This is a genomic window from Rhizobium sp. SVR5-9E, assembly GCF_056755095.1.
In genome coordinates, this window is the sequence record NZ_JBNDHS010000024.1 from 48,071 (window position 1) to 64,324 (window position 16,254).

Sequence of the window (16,254 nt, forward strand, 5' to 3'; positions counted from 1 at the left end):
ACCTGCTGACCGGTTCTGCATCGGCGAATTCATCCTCGTCTTATTTGTTGATAGAACAAAGGCAGTATTGGCTATAGAATTGGGACCATCCATCTACATGCGTCCAGGAATCTGTCGTGACCGTCCAAAACGCGCCGAACGATGCCCTGTCGGACGTGCTGGCCTCGTCGATGCGCAGGCCATCGCGCCCATGAGGCTGACCGCCGGAGGGGATTGGGCAGTTCGCTTCGCGGAGCCGGATTACATCAAGTTCTACGCTGTTCGTCGCGGTTCATTTTGGCTCATCACGAGAGATGGCGGCTCGCCGCAACGGCTCGCGGAAGGCGACTGCTTCGTCGCTGTTCGCGGAGAATTTATACTTGCGAGTTCGCTGGAGGCGCGATCGGTTCCGGCTGCCGAAGTCTTCAGTCGCCGCTGGCTATCATGGCCCGCTCGTCAGGAGCTTCTCCCCCGGGGCGACTTGTGACGATCTGAACCTAGTCCTGTGGACATGGGAAGAAAGTACTCCGGCTCGGCTTTGCCCTGATCGATGACGAGAATCGTCTGGGTTGACCCGAACAGACCGCAGGCAAGTAGCCAGGAAATCATCGTCCAGAATGCGGCACAGCCACTTCTGCGGGTCTACGTTCTTCCTGCAGTTGGTTGGTGCCGCGACTCGCGCGCGACTAACTGATTATCCAGAGCAGGAGGTCGAGATCAACGTCGCTCGTTGGGCCTGCGCTGATCTGGCGCTTCTGAGGGGACGGCCGACGCTCAAGCCGCTGGGCTATTTCGATTTGACGAGCCCCGAGAACCCGGCGACCGCCAGCAGGCTTAAGGCCCAGCCGATGACGGATTGGAGGAAATAGTAATTCAAGGTGAATGTTCCGTTGGGCTTGATCGAGTCCGGCCGCCAATATTCCCTTTGTCCGATGGATGCCACCGGCAGGAGAACGTCCAGCGAATACATCAGCGCGTTAAACTCCGGATAGCTGGCTGCTTCCGGCTGATTGCGAAAGCAGGAAAGTTGGTTCTCTCCGGCGTCCGCGCGTCCGGTCAGGACCTGTCCGCTCGACGGCATGAAGCGGCTTTCGGTCCGTTCAAGATCGCACATCGTCCATTCAGGTGAACGCAGGACCACAGGACTGTTCGGTTTCATCGCTCCAGTCCGATAGGCTATTGCGAATACGACCGTGCCCATTGCCCAGAACAGCATGAGCCAGACCAGCGCCAGAAGGGGCTGGCGTCCGTAGCGAAGGGTTATTGCGAGAACGCCGTCCATGGTCGCCAGGGCGACGCGAAGCAGCGGACTTTTTGCCCGAGCGCGCCGTGCCCGCCGCTGCAACCGTTCCTTGGTAATCAGGACCGCGCGGGCGTCCTCATCATGGCCCATCTGCCGCAGCACCGTTGAAAGATGTTCATAAGGCTGCGGCCAGAAATCCGCTTTCCAGCGGTCCGGCGTTTGGCGGGACAACCAGTCGAGCCGGCTTTCCGCATCCACCGGCCCACCGATGAAGGCACCATATTGGCAACGGTTCAGCAACAGATCGCCGATTTGCGGCCAGCTTGCCTGGTCATCGTCGATCGCCCCCATCGTCGTGGCCGTGAGATCGAGCGTACCGATAACCGACGCGTTCTGCCGCAGGAAGAAGGCGCCATCGATCGTGGTGCGGTTGAGCCTCAGTGCATAGCCGCCGGGCTGCGAGAGCGATGCCGAAGTGCAATCGACGTCCCCGCCGAAGCGGGCGCCCAGCACGCGGACTTCTCCGACAATGGTCGCCCCCCGCAAGGCAAGGTCGCCTCCTGCCACGATCCCGTCGCCATTCAAGGCAACTTCGCCCGGGCGCTCGATGCGCGCGCCGACTGCATTGACGTCGCGACTAAGGCGAACCGCTGAAAGATCGATGCCGCCGCGCACATCTGCGCCGCGCAATAGAATGCCGCCTCGGTTTCCAATCCATCGGCATCAAGCGCGAGGCCGCCAGGTGAGGCGATCGACACGCCATCCGCCTCGAGGCTGCCGCCTAGGCGCGCGCCCGGAAGCCGGACTTCGCCGCTTACCATTGCGCTGCGCAATGAGAGGCAACCACGCGCTTCGAGCCGTTCGGCCTGCAATCCGGGCAAAGCCGAGCCGTCCAGGAACAAATTGTCGATGATGGCGGAGCGCAGCACCGGCGAGGCTTCGAAATGGCAGTCCTTGAGCCCGATATCGCGCGGAACCCGGCACCCCTCGAGGTCGAGAATACCGGTTATCCAGGCTGCGCTCAGCCTCACCCCCTTCTCATGCGAGCGGTAGCTGTCGTTGCCAAGAATGAGAAGGCGCAGAAGCTCGGCGCGCACGGTTCGTTCGGGGTCTTCCTGCTCCGGACGCAAGCCGTCACCCAACCTGTCGAAATCGCCCAACTGCAGATGCGCAACAACCTTGGCCTCGGCGGCGCTGAGAGGATGGAAACCGGCCAGGCTGGAGGCGACGGGAACGGCAGATCCGGTGGCCGGTGCTTTCTCGTTCATAAGCCCGGTATCCGGTTGGCCCCGGTTGCAGACTTTCGCCGACCGGTTGGCCTTGAGGTCTTCCCAGATCCCCGTTCCGGTTGGGAGGCGATAGAGGCGGGTCTGCTCATACTATCTTTCCCTGCGATCGCGCTCAGGCAAGCAATCCAAACAGCCGATGCCGCGAGCATGCTTTCCAACGGTGCCCGCTTCGACGGTAGGACAATTCGATCACGCGGCGAATGTCCCGTTCGGTGGTCGGTATTGTGAGTGATTGATTTCGCCGTTTTCAAGACGGGTCAATAGCTGTCGCCTGTCGCAAGGGCTTTTGGCGTCGAAAAGCGCGAAAATGCCACGACATGTCGGACCGGCAGCAAAGTTTCTGGATTCACTGCCGATCACAGCTCGACCCATGCGATGCTAAGATCTCGCCACAATGCATCAGTGCCCATCCGGACCGGCTCTTGCGCCGCATCGGAATGAGGTAGCGGGGGGCATGAGTTTCTCTGCATTGAGTGCGCGCTATCGTTCCTTCTTCACCAGCCGAAAGCCTGCGCGATGCCGGAAGACCATGGGACAACGCAGCGACGCGTCGCGGGATTGCCGCAGAGCCTAATTCTTCTCTGGGGATTTTTGTTTGTTGTCTGGCTGGTGGTCAATTCTTCGGTGGAGCCGCCAATCATCGCAACCGGTGCGCTGGGGTCACTAGCCGTGGCCGCGATATTCGTGCGTCGCGGCGATGTCTGGCGGATCGGGCTGACGCCGCGCAAGGTCTTCCATTTTCTCGCTTATACCGGCGTCTTCCTGGTCGAACTGGTGAAGGCGAACATCAACATGCTGCGCTACGTCTATGCGCCCCGCATCGATATTCGCCCCGGCATCGTCAAGGTCAGGATGCCGCTCAAATCGCCGATTGGGCGGCTGGCTTTGGCGAATTCGATCGCGCTGACGCCCGGCTCGCTGGTCATGGACCTCAGGGGCGATACCCTCTTCGTTCATTGGCTTGATGTCGGGACCACCGATCCGGAGGAGGCGACGCGGGTGATCATCGGCCCATTCGAAAAGCACTTGGAGGCGGTCTTTGGCTGAGATCATTCTGCAGATCGCCGTCGTCCTGATCTTCTTCGGCATCGTCTTCGGCGTGTTGCGGCTGGTGATCGGCCGGATGGCGATCGATCGGGCGGTGGCAATCGATATGCTGACGGTGGTGACGATCTCGCTGATTGCTCTTTACGCTCATATTTCAGGACGCTTCGTCTATCTCGACGTCGCCCTTGTCTACGGGTTGCTGAGCTTCCTGGCGGTCCTCGCCATCGCCCGCTTTCTGGAAAAGAGGCCGTAACCGTCATGCTGGAATTGCTGATCCTATTGATGTGCGGCAGCATTCTGGTGAGTGGCGTCCTTGCAGTGATGCTCGATAACCTCATGGCGGCGATGGTCAGCGCCGGACTGGCAAGCCTGTTTGCGGCGGCGTCTTACGTGCTGCTGGCCGCGCCCGATGTCGCCATGGCCGAGGCTGCGATCGGCTCGGGGTTGGCGACGCTGATTTTTCTCTACGCAATCCGCAAGACCAGAGGCGGAGGACCTGTCGATGAGTGAGCTGTTCGGCAGTCTCGTCATTCTTGTCGGGGCGTTCTTCCTGTTTTCCGCGGGCCTCGGCCTATTGCGCATGCCTGACGTCTTCACCCGCATACAAGCGGGAACCAAGGCCTCGACCCTGGGTAACATTCTGGTTCTTGCTGGCCTCGGTATTTTTCATCCGGATTGGTCCCTCAAATTGCTCATCGTCGCGTATTTCGTTCTGATAACCAATCCGCTGTCCTCACATGCGTTGTCGCGGGCCGCGCATGCAATCCGCACACCGATGGCGGCGACGACCATCGTTGACGCTCTGCGGGAGGAGAACGACAACGCTGCTAAAGAGGCCTCTAGATGAGGCGCGCGTTCAGCTTCCTTGCCGTGCTGGCATTCGCCGCCATCTTTGCTGGACTTGTCAGCGGGTACGGCGAGCGCCAGACGCTCTCTGCCTTGGCAATACATTATCTGACTGAGGTTCCGGCTGATCTCGGGGCCCCCAATGTCGTGACCGGAATTTTGATTTCATTTCGCGGCTTCGATACGCTGGGAGAGGTCGCGGTGCTGTTCATGGTGGCGGCAAGTGTCGGCCTGCTCCTGGCGAGTGAAGCGGATGAGAAGCCGCTTTCGCGTCCCGTTGTCCGCGGCAAAGAGCAGCAGCCGAGCGAGTTGGTGCGGAACGGCGCGGAGGTGGTGCTTCCACTCATCTTCCTTTTTGGCATCTATGTGATCATCAATGGCCACCTTTCGGCTGGCGGGGGCTTCCAGGGGGGCGCGGTCGTCGCCTCGGGTGTGATGCTTATGATGCTCGCCTATCCCACCGGGCCGATTCATCACGGTTTTCTAACCATCACGGAAACGCTTGCCGGCGTTTTCTATGTCTCCATCGGCATCCTGGGCATGGTCTTCGCCGGTGGCTTTCTCGACAGCCATATCCTGCCGCGCGGCAACTTCGGGACTCTGTTCAGCGCCGGGGCCATTCCGCTGATATCGACCCTGCTCGGGATCAAGGTCGGCGCGGAATTGAGTGTCATCATCGACCGCTTCCGAAGCTGAGCCGCGGGCAAACGGGGGATCGTCATGGGACTGCCGATATCACAGATACTTCTCACGACAGGATTTCTCCTCGTGCTCATCGGCTTCTGGGGCATGCTGAAACACCGCAACATCCTGCGCATCATCATCGGCTTTTCGCTGATCGATACCGGCATGCACATCGTCCTGGTGGCGACCGGCTACATCACCGGCGGCACTGCTCCGATCATCGATGAGGCGCTTGATATCACGGAGGCGGCCGCGCGTGCGGTCGATCCAATTCCCGCGGCCCTGGTCGTCACCGCCATCGTCATCGGCTTTTCGGTGACAGCGATCATGCTGTCCTTCGCGATCCGGCTCCACGCTGTGCGAAAAACCCTTTCGATCGACGCGCTGACGGAGTCGAGATGGTAGACAGCCTTCTTCAGCCGCTGAACATTTTCCTGCTCGGCCTCGGCGGCGGCTTCCTCATTCCCTTGCTGTCTAAAATCGCCAAGCCGCTGCCAGCGGCAGGATTTATCATCGCCCTTGTGGGAATGACCGTCATTTCAGGCGTCTGCCTCTGGCGAGTCCATCATGGCGGATCGACCATTGAGGTGCTGACCGCGGGCAGCGTGCCGCCGTTTTCGATCAACATGCGTTTCGGCCGCTGGGAGGGCTTTTTCTGCGTCTGCGTCAATGTCATCGCGATGCTCGGGGCGTGGCATCTTTGGGAGCGTCTGCGCCCGAGCTATCCGGCCCTGTTGCTGTACCTGATCCTGATCATGGGCATCAACGGCATGGTCATGACCCGCGATCTGTTCAACCAGTTCGTTTTCCTGGAGATCGTCTCGATCGGCACCTATGGGCTTCTCGGGTTTGAGCGGGCGCCGGCGGCGCTTGCGGCGAGCTTCAAATACATCATGGCCACGGTACTTGCCTCATCTTTCTTCCTGCTCGGTGCGGGCCTGCTCTATCATGTGACCGGCACGCTCAATATCGACGATATGATCGCTAATCGCGCGCTGATTACAGGCCCGGTCGGCGTGACGGCACTACTGTTTGTTCTCTCCTGCCTTGTGCTCGAGCTGAAACCCTTTCCGGCAAACGGCTGGGGGCTCGACGTCTATGAGACCGCCAACAGCGGGATTGCGGCGCTTGTCTCCGTCGGGGTTTCGGCCGGCGTGTTCTTCGCGCTCTTCAAGCTGCTGCCGCTTTTTGAAGATCATCTCGGCATCCTTGCCATCTCGGGCGGGACAACCTTCCTCTTCTCCAATCTTGTCGGCTTGAGGCAGACCAACGTGCAGCGGATGCTCGGCTATTCCTCGATCGCGCAGATGGGGCTTCTCATGCTCGCGCTTGCGCTACTGCACCAGCTTGACGCCGAGCAGGCGCTGCCGCTGGTCGTCGGTGGGCTGTTCATCAACCATCTCTTTGCCAAGGCCGGTCTGTTCTGGCTCTCCGGGATCGTCGAGCGCCGCGAGATCGACGGCTGGTCCGATGTCGCGGGCAATCCCTTCGTGCTTTCCATCCTTGCGACGTTCCTGGTCGCAATTGCCGGCCTGCCGCCTTTTCCCGGCTTCTGGGCGAAATGGGAACTGGTGATGCAGGTGGCGGCAGGCGGCCGATACATCTGGATCGCCGTCATCCTGGTCGGGTCGTTGCTTGAGGCAGCCTATATGTTCAGCTGGTTCAAGCATGCAACGCGCCCGCTGCCCGATGAAACGACGATCAGCCCGGCGCCGGGCAGGCTGGTGCCTGTGGTTGCCTGCGCCGCTTTGCTGTTTGCGAGCGGCTATGCCGCGGCGAGCCTGGCTGGAGCGGCATCGCTGCTGCTGGTCGCGCCGCTTGGCGTTGGCGCGGGTCTCTACGTTCTCGATTGGCTGCCCGGGCGGATCAAGTGCGTGCTGATGCTGGGGGCGGTGCTGGTTGTCGGTCTTTGGATCATTCACGATATCGAAGGTTTGCGCCGGCTGTTTGCCGTGCTCCTCCTTTCCGGCGGGCTGGTCGTTGCGCTCGCCAGCTTCTATCGCTCCGATCCTCGCCGCGGCTTCTACCCGATGATGGCGATCCTGCTGCTGTCGATCGACAGTCTGCTACGCGCCGCCACCAGCCTGGAGTTCTTCTTCCACTGGGAGATCATCACCCTCTCTTCCTACTTTCTGATAGCGCAGCGGCCCGGCGCCCATCCCTATGTGCTGCAGTTCCTGCTGTTTTCGCTGGTGTCGGCCTTCTGCATGCTTGCAGGCTTCGGCATTGCCACCAGCGCCAACGGCACAACGGCGCTTTCGGCATTTGCCACAGCCGGCCCCGATGCAGCTCCGGCCTTCATGTTCCTGGCGATCGGCTTTCTGATCAAGGCCGGCGCCGTCGGTGTTCATGTCTGGCTACCGGGTGCCTATGCCGAGGCCGACGATGGCCTGTCGGCGATGCTCTCCGCCGTCATCAGCAAGGTCGCGGTCTTCGGGTTGTTCATGGTCACCTATCTCGCCATTCGCTCCGAAGTCGGGCTCGAGATGGCGCATGTGATGGGCTGGATCGGCCTTCTGACGACGATCGCCGGTGCCGTGATGGCGTTTCAGCAGAGCGACATCAAGCGCATGCTCGGCTATTCCAGCATGAGCCAGATCGGCTACATCATCACGGCGATCGCACTGATGAGCCATCTCGGCTGGGTGACGGCGTTCTATCTCGTCGCCAATCATCTGATGGTGAAGGGTATCCTGTTTCTCGCCGTGGCTGGCGTCATCCTGCGAACCGGCACCAGGTTGTTCGATGAGACTGGCGGCCTTGCCGGAAGGATGCCGCTTACCTTTGCGGCCGTTGTCATTGCCCTGATCTCGATGTCCGGCCTGCCGCCGCTCGCGGGCTTCGGCGGCAAGTGGTTGCTGTTGAGTGCGATGACGGACAGGGGTTGGTACGGCCTTGCTGTCGTCGGCGTGCTGGCGACGTTCATCGGCTTCCTTTACATGTTTCGCCTGGGCTATTCTATTTTCCTGGGGCCGCGAAAGCCGTCCGACGAAGCGGTGAGCGAGGCGCCCCTGCCGTTGCTCGTCCCGCAGTTCGTCCTGGTCCTGGCAATTCTTGTGCTGTCCTTCTTCCCGAAGCTGGTGATGGATCCCGTTTCCGCCGCAATCGACCCCTATTTCGCCTCGACGCTCGTTTGGCAGGGCATGTCGCTCGAGACCATCTATGGCTACTGGAACCCCGTTCCCGTCATGGCCTTCAGCGTGGCGTCCGCCGGCGTTCTGCTCGGCCTGTTCCTGCTGGTCTACAGAACCGGCCGGGGCCGCTCCCTTCCGGGGAGCACCGCGCATTTCTACAGCTTCTATCGATCCGTCTTTGCGCCGCTCGTCACACCTGTTGCGAATTTCGTCTGGGACGGCGTCTGCGATCTAACCCTCGGCCTGGCGGGACTCGTACGCAGAATCTACACCGGCAACGGCCAGACCTATGCGCTCTACGTGCTCTATTATGTGTTTGCATTGTATCTGCTCGGCACATTGGGACTCGCCGCAGGCTGAGGGTGGAGGCGAGGCATCACTGCCGTAGAGTGAAGGCTGCGTCGGACCAATTGCGCGAGGTCCGGTTATTGCCTGGCGACGGCTTGCGCCATCCCCTCCAGAATACGGCTTGGAAGAAAGATCACCAGCCTTGCCGCTCCCTCGATAACGGATGCACCGTCGGCGAGCATGGTCTGTCCCACTGGGGCTTCATCTTCTCTGAGCACGCTGCGCATCAAGGCATCGTTGTTCACGACATCCATCAGCGTCTGCGAACTGGCAAAGACGCTGTGGCGCCCGCCATCGATGTCCGAGACATCGATAACGGCGATCTCATTCTTTTGAAGGATGGCGATCTCGGAGCCGCTGCCGACGCGCGGATGCCCACCAGCCAATCGCCGGGAAATCCCGAGAGCGCGATCGCGGCGTGAAACGACGATCGTGAAGGGTCGCGGGATATCGCCGATGTCGTCAAGCTGGCTCAGGAAGACGTCAACGTCGATGTCGGGTGCCGCGAGAACCACGCCACCCAGGCGCTTCAGAGTGCTGGTGCGGCCTCTGAGAGCCAGATCCCGCAGGGCTTCGGTGACGACATAGGCACCCATCGAATGTCCGACCACGACGATTCTCTTCGCGTTGGTCTGTGCGGCCGTACCCGGCGAAGTACTCCGCAGTTCTAAGCTATTCGTGGCAGGTGTGGAAGATCAGTTATCACCGCATCCAGAGTTTCGTGGTTCAGACGATAGAACTACGGTGTTTCAATCCTGCAGGGAGAGAGCTTCACTCTGCAATCGACTGCGAAAATCTGGACGTCAGGCCTTGTCGCGGGATTCTATGCTGATCACTTCGCTTCTTGAAGCGCACTATAGTTCTAAGCGGAGAACTGCGCCTTCGGGTTCTGGGACAGCCGCTGGCCGATCAGGGCGCTTAAGAGAGCATCATCGTCGCGTTCCTGCTCATGGCTTCCACCGCTCGCGCTGATCACCATGACGGACGGATTGATGACGGGCGCATGTTGGGGGGAAATCGCACATGAAAAGACACCTTGCTGCATCGAAATCCCGCGCAACGTTCGGCGCGTGTGCCGCAGTGCTGGCTGCCTTTTTCCTGGTTGGCTGCCAACGCGAGGATGAGGCCGAGGAGCGGCCGCCCAGGCCCGTCAAGACCGTTGCTGTTTCGTTCAATCCCGAGGATACGTACGGGTCGCTTCGGAGAGATTCGGCCACGCACCGAAACCAGCTTGAGTTTCCGGCAGGGCGGTGAGATCCGGGAACGCGACGTCGAGGTTGGCGACCTCGTGGAGGTTGGAACCGTTCTCGCCCGCCTTGACGCCGAGGACGCGCAGGACGCGCTGCGCAAGGCGGAAGCGAATGTGTTTTCGGCCCAGACCCAGTTCCAGAACGCCGAGACGGAGCGGGCACGGCAGCAGCAGCTTTACCCGCGCACATCGACGCGTCAGGCATTCGAGGCGGCCATCGCTCAGGCGAACATGGCGCAGGCTGGTGTCGACGCTGCCCAAGCAGGGCTGCGGATCGCCCAGACCAATCTCGACAATCGCGTCCTGAAGGCAAACGCTGCCGGAGTCGTCACCGCGATCGGTGGCGAAGTTGGACAGGTTGTCGGCGGTGGTCAGATGGTGGTCCGCGTTGCGCAGCTTGGGACACGTGATGCCGTCTTCCAGGTTCCCGAAGCGACGATCCAGACCACCGGCGGCGACGCGCGCGTCGACGTGCAGCTCCTCAGCAACGCCAACATCAAGGCGACGGGAACGGTTCGCGAGATCTCGCCGACCGCAGACCCGATCACGCGCAACTTCACGGTCCGCGTCGGGCTTGACACGGCGCCGGACGAATTCCGTTTCGGCAGTGCCGTACGCGGTACGATCCGGCTTTCCGGCGAGCCCACGGCGCGGCTGCCGATCACCGCGTTGTTCAGCCAGGGCAACCAGAGCGCCGTATGGATCGTCGATGCGGCCAGCAAGACGACCAAGCTCGTGCCGGTCGAGGTGCATCGCTTTGACGCGAAGGATTTCCTCGTGACCCAGGGTCTTTCAAGCGGAGACAACGTCGTCGTCGCCGGCGTACAGCAGCTCCGTCCCGGCATGCCTGTTCGCTTGCTCGAAGGAAGCGCAGAATGAACGAGGGCTTCAACCTATCGGGCTGGGCGATCCAGCGGCAGAGCCTTATCATCTTCCTCGTGCTTCTGAGCGCCGTTGCGGGCATTCTTGCCTATATCAATCTGGGGCGCGACGAAGACCCGGAGTTCACCTTCAAGACGATGATCGTCTCCGCCGGATGGCCGGGCGGGACGATTGAGCAGACGACCGATCAGATTACCGACCGTCTCGAGCGGACGCTCGAGGAGGTGCCAAACCTCGACAGCCTGCGCAGCCTGACAACAGCGGGGCAATCGGTCATCTACGTCACGCTCGACGATGCGACGCCGCCCGATCAGGTGGGCGAATCCTGGTATCAGGCCCGCAAGAAAGTTGGTGATATGGTGTCGACGCTGCCCGCGGGCGTGCGTGGGCCGTTCTTCAACGACGATTTCGGCGACACATTCGGCATTATCTACGCTTTTACCTCCGACGGGTTTAGTGATCGCGAGGTGCGCGATTGGGTCTACGAGGCGCGCAACCGCCTGCTTAAACTCGACAATATCGGCAAGGTTCAGCTGCTCGGCACGCAGGATGAGACGATCTATATCGAATTCTCTACCGAGCGGCTGGCAAGCCTCGGCCTCAGCTTTGCGACCGTGATTGGCACGATACAGGCGCAGAATGCCGTCTTGCCGGCGGGTCTCATAACCTCCGCGCAGGATCGGACCATCCTGCAAGTGTCCGGCAGCCTTTCCGACGAGACCACGATCCGACAGTTGAACATTCCCACAGCATCCGGTTTCGTGCGCCTGGGCGATATAGCCGGCGTGGTACGGGGAACGGTGGATCCCCCCCAGCCACGCTTCCGCGTCAGGGGCAAGCCGGCGATCGGCATCGCCATTTCCATGGCGTCGGGCGGCGACATCCTGCAACTCGGCCAAAACATCGACGCGACGATGCAGAGGCTGGAGGACGACCTGCCGATCGGCATCAACCTGACGCATGTGGCGAGCCAGCCGACGGTGGTCAAGACTGCGATTCGCGGGTTCACGACATCGCTGGGTCAGGCGGTGGTCATCGTTCTTGGTGTCAGTTTCCTGGCTCTCGGGGTGCGCGCCGGCATTGCGGTGGCCGTCTCCATTCCGCTTGTCCTTGCATTGACCTTCCTGTTCATGAACATCACCGGCATCGCCCTGCAGCGCGTCTCGCTCGGTGCGCTGATCATCGCGCTGACGCTTATGATCGATGACACGATGGTGACCGTCGAGACGATGATGGCGAAGCTCGAACAGGGCTACGATCGCATCCAGGCGGCCTCGCATGCCTATACGTCAACCGCATTTCCGATGCTCGCAGGCACGCTGGTGACGATTGCCGGCTTCATTCCGGTGGGCTTCGCAAGCAGCTCTTCGGGCGAATATGCGCGGTCGCTGTTCCTGGTGATCGGCTTCGCGCTTATCGTGTCCTGGCTGGTGGCCGTGCTCCTGACCCCGATCGTCGGTCTTGCCGTCCTCAAATCAGGAACCGCAACGGGTGAGAAACAGGATGGCGCGTTGATCCGTAGCTTCAAGAATTTCCTCCGTGCCTGCATGCGGATGCGCGTCGTGGTGGTCCTTGCCACCGTCGCGATGTTTGTTGCAGCGCTTATCGGGTCGTCCGCCATGAAGCGGCAGTTCTTTCCGGCTTCCGACCGGCCGGAGCTTATCTTGCAGCTGACCCTGCCGCAGAGCGCATCGCAGGAAGCCACTGCTGCCGATGTGTCGAAAGTCGAAGAGGTCCTCGCCGCCGACGAGGATGTTGCCGACTGGAGCTTCTACATAGGCTCCGATCCGGTACGCTTCTATCTGTCGATGGATCTTCAGGCTCCCGCGCCGTCCCGCGCCCAGGCGGTGGTGATCGCCAAGAGCGTCGGCGCACGCGACGCGCTTCAGGCACGCCTGCAGAAGGCGCTTGACGAAAGGCTTCCCGACGACATCGTGCGCGTCTCGCCGCTCGAAATGGGGCCGCCGGTCGGCTGGCCCGTCCAATACCGCGTGAGTGGGCCGGATATTCCAGGTGTTCGCAATGCCGCTTGGCAGGTGGCCGATGCGATCAGCAAGGTGCCTGGCGTCGTTCAACCCAACCTCGACTGGAATGAACCGGTCCGCAAAATCATCATCAACGTCGACCAGGACCGCGCCCGGCTGGTAGGGCTCAATTCCTCCGTGATTGCCCAGACGCTGTTTGCCACGGCCTCCGGCCTTCCCATCACGCAGGTCCGGGACTCGATTTACCTCATCAATGTCGTTGCCAGGGCAACGGCTGAGGAGCGCGTCGATATTGGAACGATCCGCTCGTTGCAGATCCCGGTCGGCCCCAATCATACGGTGCCGCTCTCGAGCATCGCCACGATCGACTACCAGACGACACAGCCCGTCATCTGGCGTCGTGATAGCTCAACCACCATCACTGTCCAGGCGGATACGGCCGAAGGTGTGACGGCTGCCAGTGCCGTTGAGGCTGCGGCCGGCAAGATCGATGAGTTGCGCCAGGCCAACCCGCTCTACCCGATCGAGGTCGGCGGTGCGGTCGAAGGCGCCGAAGATGGGCTCGCCGCTGTCGTCGAGATGCTTCCGGTGATGGCGGTCATCATCCTGATCGTGCTCATGTTCCAGCTGCAGAGCGTCCAGCGGCTGCTGCTCGTCATCAGCGTCGTGCCCCTTGGGCTGATCGGCGTGGTGCTAATCATGCTGATTACCAATACGCCGGTGGGATTCATCGCCGTTCTCGGGATGATCGCGCTGATTGGCATGATAACCCGAAACTCTGTGGTGCTGATCGATCAGATCGACCTTGCGATCGAAGAAAACGGCCGGGAATGGCGGAGCGTTATCGACGTCACTGCGCGGCGCCTGCGGCCGGTTTTTCTGACGGCGGGCTCGACTGTCCTCGGTATGCTGCCGATCATCCGTGATCCGTTCTGGTCGCCCCTTGCCTTTACCGTCATCGGCGGTCTGGTGGTGGCCGCGGCGCTGACACTGATCTTCCTGCCGGTGCTCTATGTGCTGTGGTTCCGCATTCCCGCCGAGGCCGAGACCGCCAAGGCAGAGGCTACCGCGCCGGAGCCGGCCACGGCTGGGAGGTGATGGATTCGGGCAAAAGAAAGAGACGCAATGCAAAACCGCGGGATTCCTCGCTAATTTCTTCGGTAAATTCCCGGCTATGATTCGACGTCGGTGCTGCGTCAGCTGATCGGCGTTCTGTTTCTCAATCCGCTGTTTGGCGTGGCGGTGGGTGCCGCCTCCAGCGCCATCGGCGGCGCCTTGACCGATATCGGTATCAAGATGCCTTCATGAAAGATCTCGCCTCCAATCTTCAGCCGGGCAACGGCGCGTTGTTCGTGCTGATCAAGGAGATGACCGCGTACAAGGTGCTCAAGGAAATACCGCCCTATGGCGGCGTTGTGCTCAAGACCTTGCTCGATGAAACGAAGGAAGAGGTCTTGCGTGACGCGCTGCAGAAGGCAACCGCGGCCGGCTAGTTTCCAACGATCAAGCGTCCGGACGCGCGGGATTAGGCCGGACGCCGACCGTTCCGTGTGGCGGCGGGGTCGAGCTCGGATTTTATGGGACGGAGCTTGGAAAATGGAAACAATGTTCTAGGGGCGCGAGTATGCAAGAAGCAGGCGGCAGTCGCATGGTCGGTTCGGTAGCGACCGGTATCCTTGTGCTCGCTTTGCTTTACGTCGCGCAATCGATCTTCGCGCCGCTTATCTTTTCCTTGTTCGTCATTGCGCTGGTCTGGCCGTGTCAAGCCACCTTGCAGCGCTGGCTGCCGAAGCTCCTGGCACTTCTGATCACGCTGATCGTGACCATGGTTGCTATTGTCGCCATCGGGTCTGCAGTCGCGTGGGGCTTCGGCAAGCTTGCGCAATGGCTCTTCGTCAACGCCGACCGCTTCCAGACGATCTATATCGACTGGGCAAACTGGCTGGAAGGGCACGGCCTCGCTGTCGCGGGCCCCTTGGCAGACCGCTTCGATGTTGCCTGGCTGGTTCGCTTTGTCCAGGGAACGGCTCTCCGGGTGAACAGCTTCGCCGGTTTCGCCGTCTTGGTCTTCATTTTCATCATGCTCGGCCTGCTCGAGGTGGAAGATTTCAATGCACGCCTTATGGCGCCCGCAGCCCAGCCTCACGGAATGCGCATCCTGACGGCCAATCGGGTGATTGGTGCAAAACTGCGCCGCTTCATGATCGTGCGAACGTTCGCCAGTATCCTCACTGGATTGGTCGTCTGGCTGTTTGCGCTGGGCGCGGGACTTGAACTTGCGGCGGCTTGGGGCGCAATCGCATTCGCGCTTAACTACATCCCTTTTCTCGGGCCGTTCGTCGCGACCGCGCTTCCGACGCTGTTTGCCATCGCCCAATTCGATTCGTGGCAGGCGGCGGTCGTCATTTTCGCGAGCCTCAACGTGATCCAATTCATCATCGGCAGTTACTTGGAACCGCGGCTAACTGGAGCTTCGCTGGCAATATCCCCCTTTGCCGTTATCTTTGCGGTGTTTTTCTGGAGCTTCATGTGGGGCATTTCGGGCGCCTTCATCGGCGTGCCTATCCTTATTGCGTTCACTGTGTATTGCGCGGGCACACCGTCGGGAAAGTGGATCGCGACGCTGCTGTCGGGCAGTTCAAAGGCTGACGCAGATCGTGGGTCGTGAAGCAGCATCAGCAGCGCGCGACTGATCTATTTTGGCGCGAGGACAACGTGAGGCCCCTGCAAGACAGGTCACCAGACCTTCGTGCATCTGACAGTTGAGAAGAGCAGTCGAAAAGGTTAAATTGCGGGTAGGAGGCAAAGCGACTGCCAGGGGGCACGTCGTAACATACTGAGCCGACTGCTGAGGGGTCCCGTGGAATAATATCTGCCCCGGGCAAAAGAAAGGTCGCCTCAGACACCTGCGGAAAACAAATCGCTTACTCAACGACCCCAGCATAACAAGCGGGCCGATCGCGTGTTGCCATCGGCCAACTGGAGGTGATGCGATGACAACCGAAGATGTCCTGACGCATGCCACGTTGCTTGAGAGGCAACTCGACGGTGAGAGGCTCGAAACCTCGGCTTACGAAGCAGCGGGCGAGATGCCGGTCATGGGGAGGGCATCGTATTTGCCATCCTTTGAATTTTCGACCGAGGGGCTGGCGCGATCGGACCAGTTTGCCGCGTGGCGCAATAGCTTCGCGGCCATGCTTGAACTAACCGAGGTCGAACCAACGACAACCGACTTCAGGGGCCGACAGAAGCTTTGGGATCTCGGCAGTCTTGTCCTTGCCCAAATCAGTACTGACAGCCTCGAATTTTCCAGCCTGCCGGGACATGTTCGGCGGGATCCGGTCGATCACTGGACAATGACTGTTTTGCTGTCCGGACAGATCCGGACTGATGCCGCAAGAAGTGCGTTTACCGCGGGTCCCGGTGAGGTTCAGATCCATTCCCTTGGTGGCTGCTTTACCGGCGTTGTCGACAGAAGCGAGATGCTCATCCTCTTTGTGCCGCGGGACCTCTCGCTTGAAACCGCGGCCACGCTTGGCTCGGCAGAATTCTCCACGTTGAGCACCGG

General features: G+C 60.8%; 15 protein-coding genes and 2 pseudogenes. 13 read left to right on the forward strand and 4 right to left on the reverse strand.

Translation table 11 applies throughout. The features are described 5' to 3' along the window. The first annotated feature begins 190 nt into the window (after window positions 1–190). Entirely contained in the window at window positions 191–466 is a 276-nt protein-coding gene (locus tag ACPYOJ_RS13880) for a cupin domain-containing protein (protein ID WP_481416762.1), read from the forward strand. Window positions 467–766: 300 nt separating this feature from the next. Here ACPYOJ_RS13880 and ACPYOJ_RS13885 read toward each other — a convergent pair whose 3' ends face one another. Both ACPYOJ_RS13885 and ACPYOJ_RS13890 read right to left on the reverse strand, forming a co-directional pair. Beyond that, window positions 767–1,912 (reverse strand): hypothetical protein, encoded by a 1,146-nt coding sequence (locus ACPYOJ_RS13885; protein WP_481416763.1) that lies wholly within the window; start codon window positions 1,910–1,912, stop codon window positions 767–769. Continuing rightward, on the reverse strand, window positions 1,804–2,490 hold the full coding sequence (locus ACPYOJ_RS13890; protein ID WP_481416764.1) for a hypothetical protein: 687 nt from the start codon (window positions 2,488–2,490) through the stop codon (window positions 1,804–1,806). Before ACPYOJ_RS13890 ends, ACPYOJ_RS13885 begins: the two co-directional genes overlap by 109 nt. Window positions 2,491–3,027: 537 nt before the next feature. Here ACPYOJ_RS13890 and ACPYOJ_RS13895 point away from each other — a divergent pair. The 7 genes from ACPYOJ_RS13895 to ACPYOJ_RS13925 are packed head-to-tail and all read left to right on the forward strand — an operon-like array spanning window position 3,028 to window position 8,582. Beyond that, on the forward strand, window positions 3,028–3,558 hold the full coding sequence (locus ACPYOJ_RS13895; RefSeq protein ID WP_481416765.1) for a Na+/H+ antiporter subunit E: 531 nt from the start codon (window positions 3,028–3,030) through the stop codon (window positions 3,556–3,558). Next, the gene (locus ACPYOJ_RS13900) at window positions 3,551–3,811 is read left to right on the forward strand and encodes an MrpF/PhaF family protein (protein WP_481416766.1); all 261 of its coding nucleotides are present in this window, start codon (window positions 3,551–3,553) and stop codon (window positions 3,809–3,811) included. Before ACPYOJ_RS13895 ends, ACPYOJ_RS13900 begins: the two co-directional genes overlap by 8 nt. Before the next feature lie 5 nt (window positions 3,812–3,816). Continuing rightward, a complete protein-coding gene (locus ACPYOJ_RS13905) occupies window positions 3,817–4,068 on the forward strand; it encodes a hydrogenase subunit MbhD domain-containing protein (RefSeq protein ID WP_168833533.1) in 252 nt (83 codons plus the stop codon). After that, window positions 4,061–4,405 (forward strand): monovalent cation/H(+) antiporter subunit G, encoded by a 345-nt coding sequence (gene mnhG / locus ACPYOJ_RS13910; protein WP_481416767.1) that lies wholly within the window; start codon window positions 4,061–4,063, stop codon window positions 4,403–4,405. The genes ACPYOJ_RS13905 and mnhG overlap by 8 nt, the downstream gene beginning before the upstream one ends. Then, the gene (mbhE, locus tag ACPYOJ_RS13915; protein ID WP_481416768.1) at window positions 4,402–5,100 is read left to right on the forward strand and encodes a hydrogen gas-evolving membrane-bound hydrogenase subunit E; all 699 of its coding nucleotides are present in this window, start codon (window positions 4,402–4,404) and stop codon (window positions 5,098–5,100) included. The genes mnhG and mbhE overlap by 4 nt, the downstream gene beginning before the upstream one ends. A gap of 24 nt (window positions 5,101–5,124) precedes the next feature. After that, window positions 5,125–5,493 carry a sodium:proton antiporter gene (locus ACPYOJ_RS13920; RefSeq protein ID WP_481416769.1) on the forward strand — a complete coding sequence of 123 codons (369 nt, stop codon included), beginning with the start codon at window positions 5,125–5,127 and terminating at the stop codon, window positions 5,491–5,493. Beyond that, on the forward strand, window positions 5,487–8,582 hold the full coding sequence (locus tag ACPYOJ_RS13925; protein WP_481416770.1) for a complex I subunit 5 family protein: 3,096 nt from the start codon (window positions 5,487–5,489) through the stop codon (window positions 8,580–8,582). Before ACPYOJ_RS13920 ends, ACPYOJ_RS13925 begins: the two co-directional genes overlap by 7 nt. A gap of 65 nt (window positions 8,583–8,647) precedes the next feature. On the opposite strand, the gene ACPYOJ_RS13930 is transcribed toward ACPYOJ_RS13925, so the two are convergent. Together ACPYOJ_RS13930 and ACPYOJ_RS13935 are read right to left on the reverse strand one after the other, a co-directional pair. Next, the gene (locus ACPYOJ_RS13930; RefSeq protein WP_481416779.1) at window positions 8,648–9,235 is read right to left on the reverse strand and encodes an alpha/beta hydrolase; all 588 of its coding nucleotides are present in this window, start codon (window positions 9,233–9,235) and stop codon (window positions 8,648–8,650) included. A gap of 197 nt (window positions 9,236–9,432) precedes the next feature. Beyond that, window positions 9,433–9,615: a hypothetical protein gene (locus tag ACPYOJ_RS13935; RefSeq protein WP_481416771.1), complete on the reverse strand. Its 183-nt coding sequence runs from the start codon at window positions 9,613–9,615 to the stop codon at window positions 9,433–9,435. A 186-nt stretch (window positions 9,616–9,801) separates the two neighbouring features. Between ACPYOJ_RS13935 and ACPYOJ_RS13940 the strand changes: the two genes are divergently transcribed. The 5 genes and pseudogenes from ACPYOJ_RS13940 to ACPYOJ_RS13960 form a co-directional block, all read left to right on the forward strand. Next, a complete protein-coding gene (locus ACPYOJ_RS13940; RefSeq protein WP_481416772.1) occupies window positions 9,802–10,698 on the forward strand; it encodes an efflux RND transporter periplasmic adaptor subunit in 897 nt (298 codons plus the stop codon). After that, window positions 10,695–13,784 carry an efflux RND transporter permease subunit gene (locus tag ACPYOJ_RS13945; protein WP_481416773.1) on the forward strand — a complete coding sequence of 1,030 codons (3,090 nt, stop codon included), beginning with the start codon at window positions 10,695–10,697 and terminating at the stop codon, window positions 13,782–13,784. The genes ACPYOJ_RS13940 and ACPYOJ_RS13945 overlap by 4 nt, the downstream gene beginning before the upstream one ends. Window positions 13,785–13,928: 144 nt before the next feature. Continuing rightward, window positions 13,929–14,179, forward strand: a pseudogene (locus ACPYOJ_RS13950) (DUF1269 domain-containing protein). Between the two features lie 131 nt (window positions 14,180–14,310). Then, the gene (locus tag ACPYOJ_RS13955) at window positions 14,311–15,354 is read left to right on the forward strand and encodes an AI-2E family transporter (protein WP_481416774.1); all 1,044 of its coding nucleotides are present in this window, start codon (window positions 14,311–14,313) and stop codon (window positions 15,352–15,354) included. A gap of 325 nt (window positions 15,355–15,679) precedes the next feature. Then, window positions 15,680–16,254, forward strand: a pseudogene (locus ACPYOJ_RS13960) (AraC family transcriptional regulator); the annotation flags it as partial.